This window comes from Pseudomonas persica (assembly GCF_900291015.1).
GTDB lineage: Bacteria > Pseudomonadota > Gammaproteobacteria > Pseudomonadales > Pseudomonadaceae > Aquipseudomonas.
Genome location: NZ_OLKL01000022.1, coordinates 96,038 through 117,558, shown reverse-complemented (window position 1 = coordinate 117,558; position 21,521 = coordinate 96,038). Strand labels below are relative to the sequence as shown.

Here is a 21,521-nt window from a genome sequence, read left to right as displayed (position 1 = left end):
GCTACGCCGCACTGGCCAACGATAAGGACTACTCGGGTACTACACGCTCAAAACAACATCAGTTGGCGGCCGGTCATGGCCATGAAGTCATCACCGACAAACGGCAGAATGGCATCGGCCACAGGCTGCAACTGGCGACTCAGATAGTGTTCGTAGTCAATCGGCGATTGCAGGTTTTCCAAAGGCTCCGGGCCGGCAGTGGTAATGACATAGCTGATCCAGCCACCGTTCTGGTATTGCAGGGGGCGGGCCAGGCGGCTGTTATATTCATCCGCCAGCCGTGCCGCCCGCACATGCGGCGGTATGTTGCGCTGATAATCCGCCAGGGGCCGGCGCAGGCGCTTGCGATAGACCAACTGCGGGTCCAGCTCGCCAGCCAAAGTGCGTTTGACGTAGTCACGCACATAATCACGGTAAGGCTCACCACGGAACACTCGGCCATACAGCTCCTGCTGGAACTCGCGCGCCAGAGGCGACCAATCGGTACGCACCGACTCAAGCCCCTTGTAGACCATGGACTGGCTACCATCGGCGCGCTGTACCAGCCCGGCATAACGCTTCTTGCTGCCTTCATCCGCGCCGCGAATGGTAGGCATCAGAAACCGCCGGTAATGCGTTTCGAACTGCAGTTCCAACGCACTTTGCAGGTTCAGCGTATCGCGCAGGTGCTCGCGCCACCATTGGTTCACTTCAGCCACCAGTCGCTGACCGATACGGGCCGCGTCGTTCTCATCATGGGCACACTTGAGCCAGACGAACGTCGAATCGGTATCGCCGTAGATCACGTCATAGCCCCGCGCTTCTATCAGCAGCCGAGTCTGGTGCATGATCTGGTGACCACGCATGGTGATCGATGAGGCAAGGCGCGGGTCGAAAAAACGGCAACCGCTGGAGCCCAGTACCCCGTAGAACGCATTCATGATGATCTTCAGCGCCTGGGACAGTGCTGCGTTACCCTCGCGTTTGGCCGCCTCGCGCCCCTGCCACACCCGCTCGACAATGGCCGGCAGGCAATGCCGGGTGCGGGAAAAACGCCCGCCCCGGAAGCCTTCCACCGAGTGCGCATCATCCGGCTCCCGCAGCCCCTCGACCAGCCCGACCGGGTCGATCAGGAAGGTGCGAATGATCGAGGGGTACAGGCTTTTGTAATCCAGCACCAGCACCGAGTCGTACAAGCCCGGGCGCGAATCCATGACAAATCCACCGGGGCTGGCTTCATCGGCGCGGCTGCCGAGGTTGGGGGCGACAAAACCCAGACGGTGCATCTGCGGAATGTACAAATGGCAGAAGGCAGCCACTGACCCGCCGCTGCGGTCCACCGCCAGGCCGGTGACCGAAGCCCGCTCAAGCAGGAACTCCAGCAGACGGGTGTGGGCGAAGATGCGCGTGACCAGTTCGCAGTCTTTGAGGTTGTAGCGTGCCAGGGCAGGTTTGTCCTCGGCAAAGCGCCGGTTGATTTCATCCATGCGCTGGTAGGGCGTGTCGATGGCCTTGCCTTCACCCAGCAGAGTCTGAGCAACGTTCTCGAGGCTGAACGACGGGAAGCTCCAGGTTGCCGAGCGCAATGCCTCGATACCGTCGAGCAGCAACCGCCCCGGGGCATCGGCGAACACGTGGCCGCCACCGGCGCGGCTGCGCAAGGTCATGGCCGCGCCGTTGCGGCCCAGTACCAGCGGTACCTGCAGCAACTTGGCGTGTTCGTGCAGCAGGCGCAAGTCGAACTGGACCAGGTTCCAGCCGATGATTGCATCCGGGTCATGCGCTGCCATCCACTGGTTGAGGCAGCCGAGCAACTCGGCACGGTCAGCACAGTAGTGCAGAGCGAAGTCGATGCCATCCGCCTTGCCGTTGGCCGGACCAAGCATGTACACCTGGCGCTGGCCACAGCCTTCCAGGGCAATGCTGTACAGCTCGCCACGCTCGCTGGTCTCGATGTCCAGCGACACCAGGCGCAGCGGCGGGCGATAGCCGGTCAAGGGCTTGAGCTGAGCCTCGCAGACCACACCCTGGGCATCCGGCTGGCCGGTAAACTGCACGGCGGCGGTGATGAAGCGCTCCATCAGGTAGCGCTCGGGCGGGCGGATATCGGCTTCGAATACCTCGATGCCGGCGCTGCGCAGGCGTTGCTCCAACTGCATCAGTTGCCGATGCTGGCGGCAGTACAGGCCCAGCACCGGGCGCTGGTCGAAGTCCTTCAGGCGCAGCGGCTTGAGCTGTACCCCAGGCTCCTTGGCCAGCAACACGCGAGCATGCTCGGCCTGCGCCTGCGGGATGAACGCCACCGACTCCTGCGGTGCCAGGCGCACCTGCCGCGGCCCCTGATCGGTAGCCAGCCAGAACTCCACGCAGGTGCCTTCGGGCGTGTCATGCCAATGCCGGGTCAGGACAAAGCCCTGCTGCAACTCCACTGCGTCGACCTCTGAATCATGTGTTTAGGGGGTGATTCTAGCGCTATGGTGGCTGATTCTGCTGGTAGTTCCTTCATAGGCAATTAGTACTTGACCATGAAAAAGATCGTCCCGGCCCACACGGCGGCGAAAAGGTTCACTCTCCTATACGTGGTCATGGCTAGCCGTGCCTACAGTGACTCCACACCGATGCCGTGCGGGTCACTCTTTCATGCAGGTGGTTGGCCACCAGTGCGAACGACGGCCCCTGTCCCGTGCACCTGAATCCTAAATCAAAGAGGCTGCCCCCGGGGCAGCCTCTTGGCGTCGATTGAACTTGCTAAACAGATAGCTCAAGTCATGCACCGTCCATTTGCTGCGTGACAGCGCGGCGCCATGGCGGCGGGTGGCCGCTCATGGAACGGCACATCACTCATTGAATTAGCAGGGCCTCTGTGGGGCTCGGCGATCTCCCACGGTCTGTACTGCGCGAACAGTCAGAAGCGAGCGGTGTCCCTCCTCCTCCCTTCAAGTCCTACCCTACAAGCGAGCGCTGCGCCGCACGGGCGGCGCTCGGTCTCACAGGCGCGGAATCCCTCAAGACAAACGCCCCCGCCACAAAACCGCTCCGCCGCCGTACCTCACGCTCGAACGCGTGTTCAACCGTACAGGTAGTTGATGTCCTTGTAGGCCAGCGGCGGCACCTGGCCAAGCAGGAACTCGCGCAGTTTGTGCATCTGCCGCGCCTTGGGGCTGGCCTTGAGCCAAGTCATGTAATAGCCGTCGCCGGTGGCCACCGCGTGCTTGAACGGCGTGACCAGGCGCCCGGCCAACAGGTCGGCACTGGCCAGCACCAGGTCGACCACCGAAATACCCAAGCCTTGCTGGGCAGCCGAGATGCCCTGGTCGAGGGTATCGAACACCTGCCCATGGTCGATGCTGATGTCCAGCGCGTCCATGCGAGCCAGCCAGCGCCGCCAGTCACGTCGGTCGGGGGACGGGTGCAGGAACTCGCACTGGGCCAGGTCGGCCAGGTCCGGTTGTGCCTGGGTCATGTAGTCCGGGTGGCACACCGGGATCAGCCATTCATCGAACAGCTTGAAACTCTCGATATCGGCGGGAAAACGCCCGCTGGCCAGAAGGATTGCACAGTCGTAGGGCTCGGAATAGAAGTCCACGCTGTCGATGTCCATCCATACGCTGGACAGCTGCACGCTGCAGTTGTCCTCGACCTTCTTGAACGCATCCAGCGCCCGCAGCAGCCAGCGCACGGTGAGCGTGGACGGCGCCTTCAGACGCAGGCCATAGCGATCCTGGCGCAGCAGGGCACAGGCATTTTCGATGATCTTGAAGCCAACCTTGAGTTCCTGTGCCAGCAGGCGGCCGTGCTCGGTCAAGGCCAGTTTCGGCCCGCGACGTTCGAACAGGTCACAGCCGAACATGGTTTCGAGGGTCTTGATATGGTGGCTGACGGCGCCCTGGGTCAGGGCCAGCTCTTCTGCGGCACGGGTAAATGAGCCATAGCGAGAGGCCACCTCGAAGGCACGCAGCGCGTGCAAGGCCTGAATCCGTTCCGACATGGCGACGCCCCGAGCATGAGTGAGACTAATAGTAGGTCATAGTTCCACGCGTTTTACAACGTCAAGAGCGTCTCGGAAAATGCAGGTAAATAATAAACATAACCAGGATCCTGCCTGCATGTGACTGGAACGTTTATTTAATTTACGCCTGGGGAAATCATGTCTACGGGTTATGGAACTTGCTATCGCCTGGATGCGCTAGAGCTGGCCGCTGAACATGTCCGGAACACGCAACATTGGACCTACAAAGCCGTAGAACATTTTCGCAGTATCCTCGCCAACCCCGAGTTCCCCTGCCTGTTCGGCCGCAAGGCGGTAAACGGCGCAACCTGCCACATCCTCTTCGCCCGCGCCGGGCAGCTGGCCGATGACATCGCCATGGGCCTGGCCGACTACGTGCGCACCGTCACACCGATCCAACCCAAGCAGCGTATCGGCAGCCCGCTGGTGGTTTTTCTCGAAACCGCCGCCGACTACACCCTGGCCGAGCAACAGGCGCTGGCATGGAAGGTGGTGCGTGGCGTGCACGCGCGCGACCCGCAGCCCTGGCCGCAGGGCATCCCGACCGACCCCGACGACAACGCCTGGTCATTCTGCTTTGCCGGTATGCCGCTGTTCATCAACATGAATTTTCCCGGCCACCAGCAGATGAAAAGCCGCAACCTGGGGGCGCACATCACCTTCGTCATCAACCCGCGGGCGAACTTCGACGAAGTAGCCAACGCCAACACCGAAAGCGGCCACCGCATCCGCGAACGCATCCGCGAGCGCGTGCACCACTACAACGACGGCGTCATGCCCGACTCCCTTGGCTTCTTCGGCGAGGCCGACAACTACGAGTGGAAGCAGTACCAACTGCAGGAGGCCGGGTCGCTCAACCCGTCCCGCTGCCCATTCCACGCCCATGCCGCACAACCGGCATCCCCCGACATACTGATCGAGACCTGACCGTGAACGCCGCACTCACCGCTACCTATGCCCTTACTGTCCTGCTACTGATCGCCACCCCCGGCCCGGTTGTGGCACTGATCGTCAACACCGCGGCCGCCTCTGGCTCACGCAAGGCCATGTTCACCGCTGTCGGCACCAACTGGGCATCACTGGTGCTGATCGGCGCGGCGGCCTGGATCATTCTCACCAGCGCCGCCATCGACAAGGCCTGGCTCAGTGCCATGAGCCTGCTCGGCTGCCTGTTCATCGGCTACACCGCCGTGAGCACTCTCAGGGACGCCCTGCAGGCGCCTGCAGCCGAGGCACCGGGCGAGCTTACCAAGCCGGGGCGCAGCGGGTTGTTGCAAGGCTTCATGGTGGGCATTTCCAACCCGAAGGACATCATCTTCTTCATCGCCTTCTTCCCGCAGTTCATCCAGATAACCGAGTCGTTCGGCAAGAGCATGGTGGTGCTGTCGCTGCTGTGGGTGGTCATCGATTTCGCTGTGCTCAGCCTTTACATCTTCGCCATCGGCAAGATCGCCTCGCAGCGCAGCAACCGCATGATCAGCCTGGCCTCCGGCGTCGCCCTGCTGCTGATCGCCGCCGCCGGCCTGCTGTATAACCTCAAGGAACTGGCGGCCTGAATGATGCAAAGTGCGTGCTGCAATATGAGGGAGAGACCATGACCGCGAGTGACACGAGCCCGTCGCCTTCGCCATTGCAACAGGACTACCAGCGTTTCCTGCTGCTGGGCAGCCGGCGTGCCCCGCACACTGTGCACGTGCACGAAACCGGCTACCGCTCACGTACCATCAACACCGACGCCCTGGGCCTGCGCTACAGCCACTGCGCCGGCAAACGCTTTTCGGCAGCCGAGCGCGGTAGTGCATCACGCATCAACCTGCTGGTTGGCGGCTCCACCGCCCTGGGCATCGGCGCAAGCTCCGACGAAAACACCGTGGCCTCGCACCTGTCGATGCTCACCGGCGAAGTCTGGCTGAGCCTGGCCGGCTGCGGGCTCAATGCCAGCCAGGAGCTGCTGATGTTCCTGACCCATCAGCACCGCCTTGGCCAGCTCGGCCATGTGGTGGTACTCAGCGGCCTCAACAGCCTGGCCCACGAAGCCCTTTGCGAAGTCCTCGCCAGCCTGAACGACCCGCAGCACGCCAAGGCCTACCAGGACTTTCTCAACAGTTTCAGCGAAGGCATGCAGCCCACTGCGGCGCCCCGCCGGCAATCGCTGTGGCGGCGTATCGGCCAGGCCTTGGCCGCGCCCCCGGTCGCAACGCCTGCCACCTGGCCGCTGTCGCCCCCGGAAAAGCGCCTGGCGCGTGCCGCCGACAACATTGGCCGGACCTTGCGCCAATGGGATCGACTGCTGGCAGACAGCCACTCCACCCTCACCTTCATCCTGCAGCCGTTGCTGCCCTGGTGTCGGGATAGCCTGCCCGCTGGCGAGCAGACGATGCTGGACGCGCTGCAGCGGCAACCGGCGAATTTCGACCGGCTACTGGACGGCGCGTTCGACAGCCAGTTGCACTCGGCCTTCTTCCGCCGTATCAAAAGCCAGGCCGACCCGGTCCCCTGCTACGACATGAACTGCATGCTCAGCAGCTCGCCGGTGTTCGGGGCCGACCTGTTCATCGATCGCCTGCACCTGAACGACCTGGGCAACAATGCCCTGGCCAAGGTCATTACCGCCAAGCTTGGCCTTGCCCAGGAAAAACATGCCCAGCGCAAGGTCACGCCGATCAAGCTCGTCTGACAATTGCCGGGTGGTCTTCCGGCCAGGCCCCTTGGGTGGCTAGAATATGCCGTCGTTCCGATCTGCCCGAGGCGCACGCTTGACCGCCATGAACATCGAAGCCGTCCATCAGTACCTGGCACACCGTGGGGCTTGCCTGTGAGCCGCATGCTTCGCTTGCCCCCACTGCTGATCGCCCTGATGCCGCTGGCCGCGCACGCGCTGGATGTGCGCATCGACCCCCATGCCGACCTGCTCTACCGCCAGGCCTTGCCGCTGCTGGAGCAAGCCGACAGCCAGGACGACAGCGCCAGCACGCTGCGCACGGCCGTGGGCGGCGACCCGGAGCTCAGCCGCCAGGGCCAGGCCATGGCCCACACCCTGCCGACAGCGGTCGCTTTGCTGAAAAAGTCGGTGGAGCTGGGCCACCCGGTCGCACAGTACCGCTTGGCGCTGTACTACATGACCTACCTGCCCGCCGCACAAATCCCGGATGCCGCCTGCCCGCTGCTCGAAGCCAGCCTCAAACAGGGCTTTGCCGCACCGGCGCCAGCCATCGCCACCTGGTGCCCGCCCTACAACGTCAGCAGCGAGTACCGCACTGCGCTGGAGGCCATCCCCAACATGGCCACCGTGTACGCCCCCTACTACCCGCAACCGGCCACGCGCCTGGCCTGCAACCGCAGCCGGCCACAGGGTCTGGAGATGCAGTGGGGGCGCCAGCGTGACTACCAGGCCGAGGTATACCGCCTACTCGGCGACCTCGACCCGCAGCACCGTCAGAGCCTGCTGCAGAAAGCGGTGGACACCAACGGCTGCGTGACGGCGCAGCAGCACCTGACCAGCCATCCCTAGCCCTTGCAGGCAGCAAGACCAGCAAGATCGTTCAAGCCATCCCCCGCCCCGTCTGGCATGCTGGCCTGCCACGGACACGCACTGCAGCCACCATGCCCCACATCGCCCGCCAAGCCTTCCTCCACGGCGCCATCGCCATTCTCCCGTTGTCCCTGGCCGTCGCCCCCTGGGGCCTGCTGGCCGGCTCCATGGCCATCGAGGCCAACCTCAGCGCCTGGGAGGGGCAAGGGCTGTCGGCAATCGTCTTCGCCGGTGCCGCGCAACTGGTGGCCATCGGCATGCTCAAGGGCGGCGCCAACCTGGCGTCGATCCTGCTGACCACCCTGCTGCTGACCTCGCAGCACCTGCTGTATGGCCTGACGATGCGTCCGGTGCTGTCCAGCCAGCCGCTGCGTTGGCGGCTGGGCCTGGGCTTCCTGTTGACCGACGAGTTCTTCGCCCTGACCAGCCAGTACGACCAGCAGCAGTTCAACCGCTGGTACGCCCTGGGCGTGGGCCTGACCTTCTACATCGCCTGGAACTTGTTCACCCTGGCCGGCATCTTGCTGGGGCAGAACATTCCGCACCTGGACCAGTTTGGCCTGGACTTCTCCATCGTCGCCACCTTCGTCGCCCTGATCGCGCCGCTGGTGCGCAACCTGGCCACGCTGGTGTGCGTGACGGTGTCGCTGTTCTGTTCGGTGCTGTTCAGCTACTGGCACTGGGAAACCGCCCTGGTGGCCGCAGGCCTGCTGGGCATGAGCGCCGGTTTCGTCTGCCAGAAATTCGCCGGAGCCCGCGCATGACCTGGATCCTGATTTTTGCCATGGGCGCCATCGTGTTCCTCAACCGCTATGCGTTCCTGGAGCCGCGCCTGCCCTTGCGCCTGAGCTCCAACGCCCGGCAGTTCCTCGGTTTTGCCGTGCCGGGCATGCTCACCGCGATCTGCGGCCCGATCATCTTCATGCCCGACCACCAGCTGAACCTGAGCCTGCTCAACCCCTACCTGCTGGGTTCGCTGGTGGCCATCGCCCTGGTGCTGTTGACCCGCAGCGTGTTGCTGAGCATGCTGGTGAGCATGTTGATGTTCTTCTTCCTGCGCAGCTGGCTGGCATGAGCACGCCCCTGCGCGAGCAGACACACCTCTGGCAGGCGCCGGCACTGGGTGACGTCGAGATGCTGCACGCGCGCTACTTCCAGCAGCGCTTCGCCCCACATGTGCACGAAGGCTATGTGTTCACCGTGATCGAGTCGGGCGCCCAGCGCTTCTGGCATCGCGGCAGCGAGCACCTGGCGCCGGTCGGTAGCATGGTGCTGATCAACCCCGACGAGCTGCACACCGGCGCTACTGCCCACGAAGCGGGCTGGCGCTACCGTGGTTTCTACCCGGAACATGAGCGGGTAACCGGTGTGCTCGACGAGCTGGAACTGGGCCGCCACGGTATGCCCAGCTTCAAGGACAGCGTGATCCACGACCCGGCCCTGGCGATTGCCTTCAGCCAGTTGCACCAGCTGTCCGAAGCCGGCGCCAGTGCCCTGCAGCAGCAGACCGCCTGGCGCCAGGCGGTGCTGGCCCTGGTGCAACGGCACGGGCAATGCGCCGAACCTGCCGCCCCCGGCCACGAACCGCTGGCAGTGGCCCGCGCCCGTGAGCTGCTGGAAAGCCAATTGGCCGACCCGCCCTCGCTCGAAGCGTTGGCCGCGGCGGTCAACCTGTCGCCGTTCCATCTCGCCCGAGTGTTCCGTCAGGCCACCGGCCTGCCGCCGCATGCCTGGCTGAAGCAGCGGCGCCTGGCCCGTGCGCGGGAAATGCTCAAGCGTGGCGGGGCTGCCTCGGAGGTGGCGTTCGACCTGGGCTTTGCCGACCAGAGCCATTTGAGCAGGCAGTTCAAGCAGGCCTACGGGGTGACGCCGGGGGCCTATCGCAATGCCTGTCTGCAAGGCTGAGCTGCGACGCCTGGGCGACCCACATCGAGCACCATGCTATATACGATTGTCGGTGTCATGGGCATTTCCTTTCAGGTTCCAGCGCACTGGCGCAATGAACAACATCAACGTCATCCAGATAAAGGTTGCCGGCCCCGCAAGCACAAACACCAAACTGGCAACCAACCCTGAAACGGCATCACCAATGACGGCCGTGAAGTAATAGAGGGAAAAGTTCCTGCCAACTTCGTGCTCACTCGACAAGCATTGGATGTTGGTCACTATAGCGATATCGACAAATGCACCGATGAAGCCGACCATAAACAGGACCAGCAGAAACAGCCAGCTGTTGAATTGCAGCGCCACTGCTGCGGCCAAAAACAATGCGCCGTACAACAGCCAGTAACGCAGTACCAACCGTGCGGTTGTGTTCGGATTGCAGCGCGTGTAGAGCACGCCACCCAGTACGGTGCCCGCTGCAAGCAGTGAAAATACGTAACCAACCGCCGCTTCAGAAGCGAAGTGTTCAAGCACCGAAGCCGGAAGGATGAAGCGAATCACCGACGTGGCAAACATCGCGCAGAGCGTGGTGCAACCAATAATGGCAAACAACGGCGCATTGCTGGCCCTTAGCAGGCTTACACTGCGCGCAGCATCGCGGACTATGGTACGCCCATCGAATGCCTGCCGGACGCCTTGCCTGGCAGGCCCCAAGGTCGCGATGGAAATGGCCGACAACACCAGACATGTCGCAAAAAACAAGAAAGTTGCTTCGCGAGACAGCAATAACACGCATACTGAAAAAACCAGCGGGCCGATAATCGAGGCAGCATCCTCGATCACCTGGACGCCGCTGTTGACCGAGGCCAACTGGTCCCTTGCGACAATGTCCGGAAAGTACGCGCGGAACGTTGGCACATAAAGGCATTCGAGCGCCGTCATGACCATCGCGAGGCCAACCAATGCGGGTAATACCGGTGTGAACAGGCTGAACAAGGCAAAGAAGGCAAAGAAGGCAAGTGCCAGAGTGCCTTTGGCAACCTCGACTGCTAACAAGGTTCTCTTCTTGTCGGCGTTATCCGCCAACCAGCCACCCAACGGAGAAAACACTAAACTCGGCAAGTAACGAAAAAATAGGCGATGCCGATCAACAGCAAATCAGCATCGGTCATGGACACGATTGCCACGGCGAACGCGGCTTCGAAGGCAAATTCACCACATTTTGAAAAACCATACCCCAACGCCAGCGCTCGTGTTCCGTAGTCAAGACTCAACGCTTGCATAATCCATGTTTCCTCAGCCAGCGGCATAGATCAGCTCGTGCTCGGTGATGTCCCGCCCAGGCACATCAAGTCGCTCGAAAACCAGCTTCCTGAGAATGTCCTGCTCACTTGCCGGCATCAGGTAGAACATCTGGAATTGCCCTTGCATTGCTCAGGCCATCGCAATCTAAGACTCGCCGGGAAGCACACTCAACACCCAAATTGTAACAGCACCAGTTCCCGTGACAGGTGCAAATCAGAGCCTGGGAATACTCCTACATACGCTCACTGTTGAGCACAGACATGCTCGCAACTTGCACGCGGCGAAATAGAGCGATTCAGCACAGTGCTTTTCAAAAGCGAACCTCATGTCGCACCCAACGCAACGCCATCGGCTTTAAACATGCTGTTTAAAAGTTACGAGTCATTACTGCGCCTCCAGCGCAGCCACTTTCCGCTGCGCTCAGCGACTCATGCAAAGGCAGCCGAGCCCCGCCAGCCCTCTGCTACACTGACAGGGTTGAATGGAGGATCCTGCCATGTCCGAAAGAGAGCTCACCACCCTCCTGTCGCTGATGAACCAGCGCCAGGCCTGCCTGAGCAGTGCCTGCAAGGAGATAGCCGACTGGATCGACCGGCAGGGCGATATGCCCGCCGCCGGCAAGATCCGCGCAAGTCTCAAGGCCCTGGAGGCCGACGAGGCCCAGGTCCGCAAGACCTTGACCTCGCTGACCCTCGACAGGCCGCTGCCCAGGTTTCGCAGCTGATTGAACCGGGGGCTGCCTTGTGCGCGATGGGGCGCAAAGCGCCCGCAAAGGGTTCAGCCTGTCAGTGCTTCATGTGCATGTGATCATGCCCACCGCCCGCCTCGGCGTTGAGCGCACGCACGTCGGCCTGCACGTCCAGGGTTTCCTTGGTCCCCTTGGCATCCTCGATGGTCAGGGTCAGCGGCACTTTGTCGCCTTCCTTCACCTGGTTGTTCAGGCCCATCAGCATCACATGCAGGCTATTCGGGTCGAGGGTCACCGCCTTGCCGGCTGGCAACTTGACCGCCTTGACCTCACGCATGCCCATCACGTCGCCGTTCATGGTCATTTCGTGCACCTGCACGGTCTTGGCCACTGGCGAAGCCACGCCCACCAGTTCGCTGTCGCTGCTGGCGGTCAGGGTCATGAAGGCACCGGTGGACTGCTGGTGCGGCACAGTCGCACGGACCCAGGCATCGCTCACGGTGGTTTGGGCCAGGGCCGGTAGCGCCAGGCCCATCAGGACCAGGGCAGCCAGGCCGTGCTTGATCGGATGCATCGACATTCAGCAGATCTCCATCAGGGTGACCAGGTCCTCGGCGCATTCCTTGGCAGTCAGGGAATGGCCCAGGTTCAGGCGCAGGGTGCCACGGGTGTCGTAGACGTAGCTGGTGGACGAGTGAGAGACGGTATAGGTGTCACCGGCCGGGACCTTCTCGTAGAACACCTTGAATTCCTTGGCCACCGCGGCGATCTCCTCGGGGGTGCCGGTCAGCGCGGTGAACGACGGGTCGAACGCCTTGACGTAGGCATCGAGCACTTCGGGGGTGTCGCGCTCCGGGTCCAGGGTAATCAACACCACCTGGAACAGGTCGCGATCGCGGCCGCGCAGCAACTGGCGGATTTGCGCCGCACGCGCCAAGGTGGTCGGGCACACCGCCGGGCACTGGGTGAAACCGAAGAAGATCATCGGCATGCTGCCGTAGAAACTCGACAGGGTGCGCACGTTGCCCTGGGTGTCCTTGAGGCTGAACTTGCGCCCAAGGATTTCGTTGCTCATGTTCTTGCCGTACTTGAACTCGAGCCCCCGGGCCGGGCTGCAGCCTGCCAGCAGGCCAAGCCCGAGAACGCCCATGCCGGCGACAACCGCGCGCCGGGTCAAAAGATCATTCATGAAACCATCCTGTAAAGGGAGGATGCCGACCCTCGGGACGGGCCGGTCGAAAAACCGGGGCATTCTGGCACGACACCCCGAGGGGTTCTACCCGACGAAGGCGAGGATCAGCTGCAGCCCTTTGAATACGGGCTGCGGCCTGTTGTCGCAGGGGTTGAAACAGTAACACTTTGTTGCTAAGGCCTGACCAGGTTGCGCGGTCGTTGCCTGCCTCTACATCAGTAGTAGGCGTTCTCTTTCTGGCTGTGGTCAGTCACGTCACGCACGCCCTTCAGTTCGGGAATACGCTCAAGCAGGGTGCGCTCGATGCCTTCCTTCAGGGTCACGTCGGCCTGGCCACAACCCTGGCAACCACCACCGAACTGCAGCACGGCAATGCCGTCGTCGACCACATCCACCAGGCTCACCTGGCCGCCGTGGCTGGCCAGGCCGGGGTTGATCTCGGTCTGCAGGTAGTAGTTGATACGCTCGTTGATCGGGCTGTCTTCGTTGACCATCGGCACCTTGGCATTCGGCGCCTTGATGGTCAGCTGGCCACCCATGCGGTCGGTGGCGTAGTCGACCAGTGCGTCTTCCAGGAACGGCACGCTGACCGCGTCCAGGTATGCGGTGAAGCTCTTCAGACCCACGGCGGTGTCGTCAGGCTTCTCTTCGCCCGGCTTGCAGTAGGCGATGCAGGTTTCGGCATACTGGGTGCCCGGCTGGGTAATGAAAATGCGAATGCCGATGCCAGGCGTATTCTGCTTGGAGAGCAGATCAGCCAGGTAGTCATGGGCGGCGTCGGTAATGGTTATAGCGCTCATGTAGGTTCCTCACAGACTTGCGGCCAAGTGTACGCCAACCCGGCCCTCGAACAAAGTCCTAGTATTTGACTCGGGAAAGCGCATATTCAGGGGCCACCCCGCGTGGCGCCGCCAGCCAGGCCTGCATGCGCCGGTACAGGCCGCGCTCCAGCCACTGGTAGCTGAACCACGACATTAGTCCAATCGACGGCACGCACAGGGCGAACACCAGATAGGGGTTCAAGCCCAGGTGCTCGCTGGCAAACCAGCCCGCATAGAGGACCAGCACATGGATCAGGTAGACCGAGTACGAACAGTCGCCCAAAACCTTGAGTAGCTGATTCCCCTTGAACCAGGGCTCCAGGGAGACGAACGCCAGCACGATCATGGCGCTCGGCACGCCCCAGTGCAGCAGGCGCCGGGAGGCATCCAGGTGGTAGAGCGCATAGCCCGCCACCGCCAACAGCGCCAGCGGCAGCCACAAGCCCTCGCGAATCAGGCCACGGCGGTAGATCACGCCTAGGCCGATACCCAGCAGGAACTCGTAGATGATGTCGTTGTTGTAGAAGCGGCTGAGCACCCCCAGCCGGCCTAGCACTTCGCCGACCAGCAGCGCAGCGGTAACCAACAGCAGATGGTGACGCTGACGCACCAGGAAAGCCAGGCCGAACAGCAGGTAGAAGAACATCTCGAAGTTCAGCGTCCAGCCCACGTTCAGGGTCGGGTACAGGCCATAGCCACCAGGATTTTCGGCCGGGATGAACAATAGCGAGAGCAGCAGGTGTCGCCAATCGAACGCCTGATGCGGCATCCATTGACTGAAGGCCAGCAGCAGCGCTGCCATGAGTGCCGTATAGAACCAGTAGGTCGGAACGATACGCAGCGCGCGGTTGAGCAGGAACTGGCGCGGTTCGATGGCTTTGTCGCGGGTCGACAGGTAGATGACCAGCCCGCTGATGACGAAGAATATGTCGACGCCTGTGGCGCCACGGTCGGTGAGCAGTTGGCCGATGGGGCCGGAGGCATGGAAGTCGAAGAAGATCTGCATGAAGTGGTGGCAGACCACCACCCAGGCGGCGAACGCCCGCAGTGCCTGAAGCGAATACAGCATGGAGTACCCTGCGCTTGCCGGTGCATTGAGGCCTTTGGGAGCGCGTTGCGCTCCAGCGCCGGCAAGCCAGCTCCCACAGGCATTGCGTAGCCTTCAGGCATGTGCGGCCCCTGTGGGAGCTGGCTTGCCGGCGATTGGGCTGCAAAGCAGCCCCCGGACCACCCACCTGGTCCGACCGCAGGGTAATCGGAAAGGTCAGCCCAACCGATCAGAGGTTCTCGTAGCGGTTCATGTCCAGCACGCCCGCCTCGACCGGCTCGGTCTCCTTGATGAAGCTGTTCAGGTCATGGAAGTAGCGCCAGAACTCTGGGTGACTGCGACGCACGCCCCAACGCATGACGATACGCTCGAACCTGGCCGGGTCATCTTTCGCATACTCCATGTCCTCGACGAACTCCGGCACATCGTTGGCCGGGATGTTGAAGATGAAATTGGGGTAGCTGCTGAGCACGCCCGGGTACAGGGTCAGGGTATCCAGCCCCGGCTGGTAGCGGTACGCCTCGCCCAGCAGGAACGCCACGTTGCTGTGCGCGCGGTTGCGCAGCAGGCTGTACACCTGGCGCTGGCCGCCCTGCCCTGCGATGCGCAGCATGGTCGCCTCGGGCAGTTGGTTGATCACCTTCAACCCGGCAGCCGGGCGCGACACCAGGCGGCTGAGCGACTGCTCGGCGTTGCGGAACTCTTCGCTCATCTGCGGCCGTGAGCAGAACGCCCCCTGGCAGCGGTTGATCGGGTCAGGCGCGGCATTCAGGCTGCCGGTGCGCTGCAACAGTTTCAGGCCGAAGTCACGCTTGGGGTTGCGCGGGTCGAGCCGGATACCGCTCGGGGTGTCGGTGTCGATGTCTTCATAATCCATCCACATCTTCACCTTGCCGCTGTTCTGGTACCAGTCGCCGAGGATCGCCTTGCGCTGGTCGGCCGGCATCAGGCGCAGGAAATTGACCTCGGCGCCGTTGCGGATCAGGTCGAAGTACAGGCGTGTCTGCAGCTGGTGCGAGACGTTGCCGAACACATCGAAGTTGACCGCCAGCTGGTAATAGGTACGTTCGAATAACGGATAGTCGAACAACCACACGGTCAGCGGCACATCACCGATCAGGCCTTTGCTCACCGAAGCGCTGTCGAAGTGGCGGAAGATGCTCAGCAACGCGTTGTCGTTACCGGCCCACAGCGTCGCCCAGCCCGGCGCCGGCATGTCGGCATAGGCTTCGCGGCGCAGTTTTTCGTACTCGTTGCGCTTGTCACGGTAGGCGTGCCACAGGCTCAGCACACTGCCCACGTCATCGATCTGCCCAGGCATGGCCAGCAGCGGCGTGGCCTCGCCACGGTACTTGGCATCGGTGATGTAGCGGTCGTGGGCCGGCTCCTGGAACAGCGCCCAGAAGTTGTCGCGGATCACGTCGGTGGCGATCTGCCCACGGCATACCGGGCCACGGATAAAGGTGCGCACGAAGTACTCGGCGTTATCCAGCATGAACTGGTAGCGCGCCACCGCCGGGATCGCCTCGAAGGTTTCGAACGGGTTGGCCCGGTGGCGTGGGCCGTAGCCTGGCAGCGCGGCGGCGTGCCAGTCGCCAGCGTAGAACAGTTGCTTGATGCGTTTGAGCTTCTGCGGCCCCATCGGGAAGGTGATGTGCGTCTTGTGCACGATCACGCCCTGCACCGGGACCAGCCGATAATAGAAGTCGGTGCCCGGCGGGTCGTTGGGGCGGCGCGTGGCGATCAGGTCGACCGGCTGACCGCTCGGTGTACGCGAACGTACCCACTGGAAAAAGTGGCCCTGCTCGCCACCGACGAAGTAGATGTGCGCCAGGAACAGGTGCTCGTACAACCAGCGGCCGACCAGTGCCTCGGTGGAGCCGGGGCGGTTGAGCAGTTCTTCCCAGTCGGCAATCTGCTTGGCCTCAGCGGCGCTCGGCTTGATCGGCTGGTACTCCACCGGCGCGCCGGCGACCAGCCAGCGGCGCATGGTGTCGTATTCCTTGTCGGTCAACCCGGTCACCGCCAGCGGCATACCCTCCTTGGGGTGGGCGCCGGCATAGGCATCGAACTCGTGCGGCAACGGGCACATGTTGTTACGGCTCAGGCCCAGGACGATTTCCTCGGGCAGCTTGGCGTTGGGCGTGAGCGGGGTCTTGTGCCCCAGTTCGAGCATGCGCGCCATCAGCGCGGCCTGGCTACCCTGGTTGTCGAGCACCGAGTAGAAGCCCTTCTTGCGCCACTCGCCTTCGCTGTGGGCGTCGTAGAACAGCCGCGTGGTGGGCACCGCCGTGCTGCGCTCGCCCTGGTACACCGGGACCTTGCTGGCCCCGCGCACTGCACCTTCGGGGCTTTCCAGCTTGAGCTGGCAGGCGGCGTCGTTACAGGCATGGCAGGCCACGCATTTCTCGGTGAAGATTGGTTGAATGTCCCGGGTGTAGGAGATAGCCGGGCTCGACGGGAGGGCTTGCCCGAACACCACGCCGCTGATGAGCAGGGCGAAGGCGCCGGCAAGGATACGATGCACCATGTGCGGAAAGTCCTGGTTCTTGAAAGCCATCACGAATTGTTGCCTGGTCGCCTTGGGTGCCGTGGGTTGCCAGCGAGCGCCAACATGAGCAGTTTTCATGCAAATGGGCGATACACCTAAAAACCGCGCAGCTTTGTTATGATCAGCACCCTCTGATATTTGCCCGACCAGGTAGTTCCTATGTCCGACCGCAGCGCTCGTCTCCAAGCACTCCAGAACGCACTCAAAGAGCGCATCCTGATCCTCGACGGCGGCATGGGTACTATGATCCAAAGCTACCGTCTCGAGGAACACGACTATCGTGGCACGCGGTTCGCCGATTGGCCAAGCGATGTCAAGGGTAACAACGACCTGTTGCTGCTCAGCCGCCCGGATGTGATCGCTGCCATCGAGAAAGCCTACCTGGATGCCGGTGCCGATATTCTCGAAACCAACACGTTCAACGCCACGCAGATTTCCCAGGCCGACTACGGCATGGAGTCGCTGGTCTACGAGCTGAACGTCGAGGGCGCCCGTATCGCCCGCCAGGTGGCCGACGCCAAGACCCTGGAAACCCCGGACAAGCCGCGCTTCGTTGCCGGCGTACTCGGCCCGACCAGCCGCACCTGTTCGATTTCCCCTGACGTCAACGACCCCGGCTACCGCAACGTCACCTTCGATGAGCTGGTAACAAACTACATCGAGGCCACCCGCGGCCTGATCGAGGGCGGCGCCGACCTGCTGCTGATCGAGACCATTTTCGACACCCTCAACGCCAAGGCGGCGATCTTCGCCGTGCAGCAGGTGTTCGAGGAAGACGGCATCGAACTGCCGATCATGATCTCCGGCACCATCACCGATGCCTCCGGCCGCACCCTGTCGGGCCAGACCACCGAAGCATTCTGGAACTCGGTGCGCCACGCCAAGCCGATTTCCGTCGGTCTGAACTGCGCCCTTGGCGCCAAGGACCTGCGCCCGTACCTGGAGGAACTGGCGACCAAAGCCGACACCCATGTCTCGGCCCACCCCAACGCCGGCCTGCCGAACGCCTTCGGTGAATACGACGAAACCCCGGCGGAAATGGCCGTGGTGGTCGAGGAATTCGCCGCCAGCGGTTTCCTCAACATCATCGGCGGCTGCTGCGGCACCACCCCGGGCCACATCCAGGCCATCGCCGAGGCCGTGGCCAAGTACAAGCCGCGCGAGATTCCGGAAATCGCCAAGGCTTGCCGTCTGTCGGGCCTGGAGCCGTTCACCATCGACCGCCAGTCGCTGTTCGTCAACGTCGGCGAGCGGACCAACATCACCGGCTCCGCCAAGTTCGCCCGGCTGATTCGTGAAGAGAACTACACCGAAGCCCTGGAAGTCGCCCTGCAGCAGGTCGAGGCCGGCGCCCAGGTGATCGACATCAACATGGACGAAGGGATGCTCGACTCCCAGGCCGCCATGGTCCGCTTCCTCAACCTGATCGCCGGCGAACCGGACATCTCGCGCGTGCCGATCATGATCGACTCGTCCAAGTGGGAAGTGATCGAAGCCGGCCTGAAGTGCATCCAGGGCAAGGGCATCGTCAACTCGATTTCCATGAAGGAAGGCGTCGAGCAGTTCAAGCATCACGCCCGCCTGTGCAAGCGCTATGGCGCTGCCGTAGTGGTGATGGCCTTCGACGAGGTCGGTCAGGCCGACACCGCCGCGCGCAAGAAGGAAATCTGCCAGCGCAGCTATGACATCCTGGTCAATGAAGTGGGCTTCCCGCCGGAAGACATCATCTTCGACCCGAACATCTTCGCCGTCGCCACCGGCATCGAAGAGCACAACAACTACGCCGTCGATTTCATCGAGGCCTGTGCCTACATCCGCGACCACCTGCCCCATGCCCTGAGTTCGGGCGGTGTGTCCAACGTGTCGTTCTCGTTCCGGGGCAACAATCCGGTGCGTGAAGCGATCCACTCGGTGTTCCTGTATCACGCGATCCAGAACGGCCTGAGCATGGGTATCGTCAACGCCGGCCAGCTGGAGATCTATGACGAGATCCCGGCTGCACTGCGTGAAAAGGTCGAGGACGTGGTACTCAACCGTACCCCGCATGGCACCGACGCCCTGCTGGCCATCGCCGACGACTACAAGGGCGGCGGCGCAACCAAGGAAGTGGAAAACGAAGAGTGGCGCTCACTGCCGGTGGAAAAACGCCTGGAGCACGCGCTGGTCAAGGGCATCACCGCGTTCATCGTCGAAGACACCGAAGAATGCCGCCAGCAGTGCGCACGCCCGATCGAGGTGATCGAAGGCCCGCTGATGAATGGCATGAACGTGGTCGGCGACCTGTTCGGCGCGGGCAAGATGTTCCTGCCCCAGGTGGTCAAGTCGGCCCGCGTGATGAAACAGGCGGTAGCACACCTGATCCCGTTCATCGAAGCCGAAAAAGGCGACAAGCCGCAAGCCAAGGGCAAGATCCTGATGGCCACGGTAAAAGGCGACGTGCACGACATCGGCAAGAACATCGTCGGCGTGGTGCTGGGCTGTAACGGCTACGACATCGTCGACCTTGGCGTGATGGTGCCGGCCGAGAAGATTTTGCAAACCGCCCGCGACGAGAAGTGCGACATCATTGGCCTGTCCGGCCTGATCACCCCGTCGCTGGACGAAATGGTCCACGTTGCCCGCGAAATGCAGCGCCAGGGCTTCCAGTTGCCGCTGATGATCGGCGGCGCCACCACCTCCAAGGCGCACACCGCGGTCAAGATCGAGCCCAAGTACAGCAACGACGCCGTGGTCTACGTCACCGACGCCTCGCGTGCGGTGGGCGTGGCCACCCAGCTGCTGTCCAGGGAGCTGAAAGCCGGCTTCGTCGAGAAGACCCGCCAGGAATACGAGGAAGTACGCGAGCGCACCGCCAACCGCAGCGCCCGTACCGAGCGCCTGAGCTACGCCCAGGCTATCGCCGCCAAGCCGCAGTACGACTGGGCCGGCTACCAGCCAGCGGTGCCCTCCTTCACCGGCGTCAAGGTGCTGCAGGACATCGACCTGCGCACCCTGGCCGAGTACATCGACTGGACCCCGTTCTTCATCTCCTGGGACCTGGCCGGCAAGTTCCCGCGTATCCTCACCGACGAAGTGGTCGGCGAGGCTGCGACGGCGCTGTACAAGGATGCCCGCGAGATGCTCGACAAGCTGATCGACGAAAAACTGATCAGCGCCCGCGCAGTGTTCGGCTTCTGGCCGGCCAACCAGGTGGCCGATGACGACATCGAAGTCTATGGCGACAACGGCCAGGCCCTGGCCACCCTGCACCACCTGCGCCAGCAGACCATCAAGCCGGACGGCAAGCCCAACTGGTCGCTGGCCGACTTTGTCGCACCGAAGGCCAGTGGCGTCACCGATTATGTCGGCGGCTTCATCACCACCGCCGGCATTGGTGCCGAAGAAGTGGCCAAGGCTTATCAGGACAAGGGCGACGACTACAGCTCGATCATGGTCAAGGCCCTGGCCGACCGCCTGGCCGAGGCCTGTGCCGAATGGTTGCACGAGCAGGTGCGCAAAGAGTACTGGGGTTATGCCCGCGACGAACACCTGGACAACGAGGCGCTGATCAAGGAGCAGTACCGCGGCATTCGCCCGGCCCCAGGCTACCCGGCCTGCCCGGACCACACCGAGAAGGAAACCCTGTTCCGCCTGCTCGATGGCACCGCCATCGGCGAGACCGGACCGAGCGGCGTGTTCCTCACCGATCACTTCGCAATGTTCCCGGCGGCGGCGGTCAGCGGCTGGTACTTTGCCCACCCACAGGCGCAGTACTTTGCCGTGGGCAAGGTCGACAAGGACCAGATCGAGCGTTACAGCGTGCGCAAGGGCCAGGATGTGAGTGTCAGCGAGCGCTGGTTGGCGCCTAACCTCGGGTACGACAGCTAAAACCTTTGGGGCTGCTGCGCAGCCCCAATAGCCACCTACACTGTCCCTGATTGCCTCTGATTTCTTCAGGAGCCACCATGGACGATTCCAGCCAGGGCAAACCCCCTACCTTCTGGCAGATGCTGCACAGCATCCTTGCCGCCGCCTTCGGCGTGCAAAGCGGCAAGAACCGCGCCCGCGACTTCACCCACGGCAAGGCCAGCCATTTCATTGCGCTGGGGACACTGTTCACCCTGGTGTTCATCGCCGTGCTGATCGGCCTGGTGCAGTTGGCCCTGCACCTTGCTCGCTAGCTTGTGCCGGCCTCTTCGCGGGTAAACCCGCTCCCACAGGGACACCACAGCTCTCAAGGCCTGTGCAGTACCTGTGGGAGCGGGTTTACCCGCGAAAGGGCCGGCACAGGCAAAGCAAAAACGCCTGCGGGATTCCCTCCCGCAGGCGCCCTGGCTGCATCATGGTCTTGAAGACAAGTCTACTGGTGGCTGACCCAATACACGGCAGTGACCACCACCAGAACGATCAGGCAGAGGATCGCCCAGGCATCGACGCTGCTGTCAGCTTTGCGGACTTTGGTTGAGTTTCCCATTGCATTGCCTCTTGTAGTGGTTATGGGAATGCACTTCGCCACCAGCAGTTAAGACGAGC

At 62.7% G+C, this 21,521-nt stretch carries 18 protein-coding genes and 1 pseudogene; 10 read left to right on the top strand and 9 right to left on the bottom strand.

Annotation, left to right across the window (positions count from 1 at the left end; all coding sequences use genetic code 11):
• Window positions 1-47: 47 nt before the first annotated feature.
• Together FQ664_RS11910 and FQ664_RS11905 are read right to left on the bottom strand one after the other, a co-directional pair.
• Window positions 48-2,408, bottom strand: a complete 2,361-nt coding sequence (locus FQ664_RS11910) for a DNA polymerase II (RefSeq protein WP_144172087.1) — start codon at window positions 2,406-2,408, stop codon at window positions 48-50.
• A 638-nt stretch (window positions 2,409-3,046) separates the two neighbouring features.
• Window positions 3,047-3,967: a LysR substrate-binding domain-containing protein gene (locus tag FQ664_RS11905; protein WP_144172086.1), complete on the bottom strand. Its 921-nt coding sequence runs from the start codon at window positions 3,965-3,967 to the stop codon at window positions 3,047-3,049.
• A gap of 159 nt (window positions 3,968-4,126) precedes the next feature.
• Here FQ664_RS11905 and FQ664_RS11900 point away from each other — a divergent pair, with 159 nt between their 5' ends.
• The 7 genes from FQ664_RS11900 to FQ664_RS11870 all read left to right on the top strand — a co-directional run bounded on the left by FQ664_RS11900 (window position 4,127) and on the right by FQ664_RS11870 (window position 9,425).
• Entirely contained in the window at window positions 4,127-4,915 is a 789-nt protein-coding gene (locus FQ664_RS11900; RefSeq protein ID WP_144172085.1) for a YqcI/YcgG family protein, read from the top strand.
• Between the two features lie 2 nt (window positions 4,916-4,917).
• Window positions 4,918-5,544 (top strand): LysE family translocator, encoded by a 627-nt coding sequence (locus FQ664_RS11895; protein WP_144172084.1) that lies wholly within the window; start codon window positions 4,918-4,920, stop codon window positions 5,542-5,544.
• Window positions 5,545-5,582: 38 nt separating this feature from the next.
• On the top strand, window positions 5,583-6,665 hold the full coding sequence (locus FQ664_RS11890) for a hypothetical protein (protein WP_144172083.1): 1,083 nt from the start codon (window positions 5,583-5,585) through the stop codon (window positions 6,663-6,665).
• A 138-nt stretch (window positions 6,666-6,803) separates the two neighbouring features.
• Window positions 6,804-7,499, top strand: coding sequence for an SEL1-like repeat protein (locus tag FQ664_RS11885; protein ID WP_144172082.1), 696 nt, complete (start codon window positions 6,804-6,806; stop codon window positions 7,497-7,499).
• A gap of 92 nt (window positions 7,500-7,591) precedes the next feature.
• Window positions 7,592-8,284 (top strand): AzlC family ABC transporter permease, encoded by a 693-nt coding sequence (locus tag FQ664_RS11880; protein WP_144172081.1) that lies wholly within the window; start codon window positions 7,592-7,594, stop codon window positions 8,282-8,284.
• Window positions 8,281-8,595: an AzlD domain-containing protein gene (locus FQ664_RS11875; protein WP_144172080.1), complete on the top strand. Its 315-nt coding sequence runs from the start codon at window positions 8,281-8,283 to the stop codon at window positions 8,593-8,595. The genes FQ664_RS11880 and FQ664_RS11875 overlap by 4 nt, the downstream gene beginning before the upstream one ends.
• Window positions 8,592-9,425: an AraC family transcriptional regulator gene (locus tag FQ664_RS11870; RefSeq protein WP_144172079.1), complete on the top strand. Its 834-nt coding sequence runs from the start codon at window positions 8,592-8,594 to the stop codon at window positions 9,423-9,425. Before FQ664_RS11875 ends, FQ664_RS11870 begins: the two co-directional genes overlap by 4 nt.
• A gap of 36 nt (window positions 9,426-9,461) precedes the next feature.
• On the opposite strand, the pseudogene FQ664_RS11865 reads toward FQ664_RS11870, so the two are convergent.
• Both FQ664_RS11865 and FQ664_RS27780 read right to left on the bottom strand, forming a co-directional pair.
• A pseudogene (locus tag FQ664_RS11865) lies at window positions 9,462-10,687 on the bottom strand (MFS transporter).
• A gap of 13 nt (window positions 10,688-10,700) precedes the next feature.
• Window positions 10,701-10,835 carry a hypothetical protein gene (locus FQ664_RS27780; protein ID WP_256675920.1) on the bottom strand — a complete coding sequence of 45 codons (135 nt, stop codon included), beginning with the start codon at window positions 10,833-10,835 and terminating at the stop codon, window positions 10,701-10,703.
• Window positions 10,836-11,205: 370 nt separating this feature from the next.
• Here FQ664_RS27780 and FQ664_RS11860 point away from each other — a divergent pair, with 370 nt between their 5' ends.
• Window positions 11,206-11,433, top strand: a complete 228-nt coding sequence (locus FQ664_RS11860; RefSeq protein ID WP_023381060.1) for a hypothetical protein — start codon at window positions 11,206-11,208, stop codon at window positions 11,431-11,433.
• A 61-nt stretch (window positions 11,434-11,494) separates the two neighbouring features.
• On the opposite strand, the gene FQ664_RS11855 is transcribed toward FQ664_RS11860, so the two are convergent.
• The 5 genes from FQ664_RS11855 to FQ664_RS11835 form a co-directional block, all read right to left on the bottom strand.
• Window positions 11,495-11,977 carry a copper chaperone PCu(A)C gene (locus FQ664_RS11855; RefSeq protein ID WP_144172078.1) on the bottom strand — a complete coding sequence of 161 codons (483 nt, stop codon included), beginning with the start codon at window positions 11,975-11,977 and terminating at the stop codon, window positions 11,495-11,497.
• A complete protein-coding gene (locus FQ664_RS11850) occupies window positions 11,978-12,586 on the bottom strand; it encodes an SCO family protein (RefSeq protein ID WP_144172077.1) in 609 nt (202 codons plus the stop codon).
• 218 nt (window positions 12,587-12,804) lie between these two features.
• Window positions 12,805-13,389 carry a Fe-S biogenesis protein NfuA gene (gene nfuA, locus FQ664_RS11845; RefSeq protein ID WP_003250416.1) on the bottom strand — a complete coding sequence of 195 codons (585 nt, stop codon included), beginning with the start codon at window positions 13,387-13,389 and terminating at the stop codon, window positions 12,805-12,807.
• A 58-nt stretch (window positions 13,390-13,447) separates the two neighbouring features.
• The gene (locus FQ664_RS11840; RefSeq protein WP_144172076.1) at window positions 13,448-14,479 is read right to left on the bottom strand and encodes an acyltransferase family protein; all 1,032 of its coding nucleotides are present in this window, start codon (window positions 14,477-14,479) and stop codon (window positions 13,448-13,450) included.
• Window positions 14,480-14,687: 208 nt separating this feature from the next.
• Complete coding sequence (locus FQ664_RS11835; protein ID WP_144172075.1) at window positions 14,688-16,988, bottom strand: fatty acid cis/trans isomerase; 2,301 nt, start codon at window positions 16,986-16,988, stop codon at window positions 14,688-14,690.
• 180 nt (window positions 16,989-17,168) lie between these two features.
• Here FQ664_RS11835 and metH point away from each other — a divergent pair, with 180 nt between their 5' ends.
• Window positions 17,169-20,876, top strand: coding sequence for a methionine synthase (metH, locus tag FQ664_RS11825; RefSeq protein ID WP_144172074.1), 3,708 nt, complete (start codon window positions 17,169-17,171; stop codon window positions 20,874-20,876).
• Between the two features lie 77 nt (window positions 20,877-20,953).
• Window positions 20,954-21,169, top strand: a complete 216-nt coding sequence (locus FQ664_RS11820) for a DUF2970 domain-containing protein (RefSeq protein ID WP_003256398.1) — start codon at window positions 20,954-20,956, stop codon at window positions 21,167-21,169.
• The last annotated feature ends 352 nt before the right edge of the window (window positions 21,170-21,521 follow it).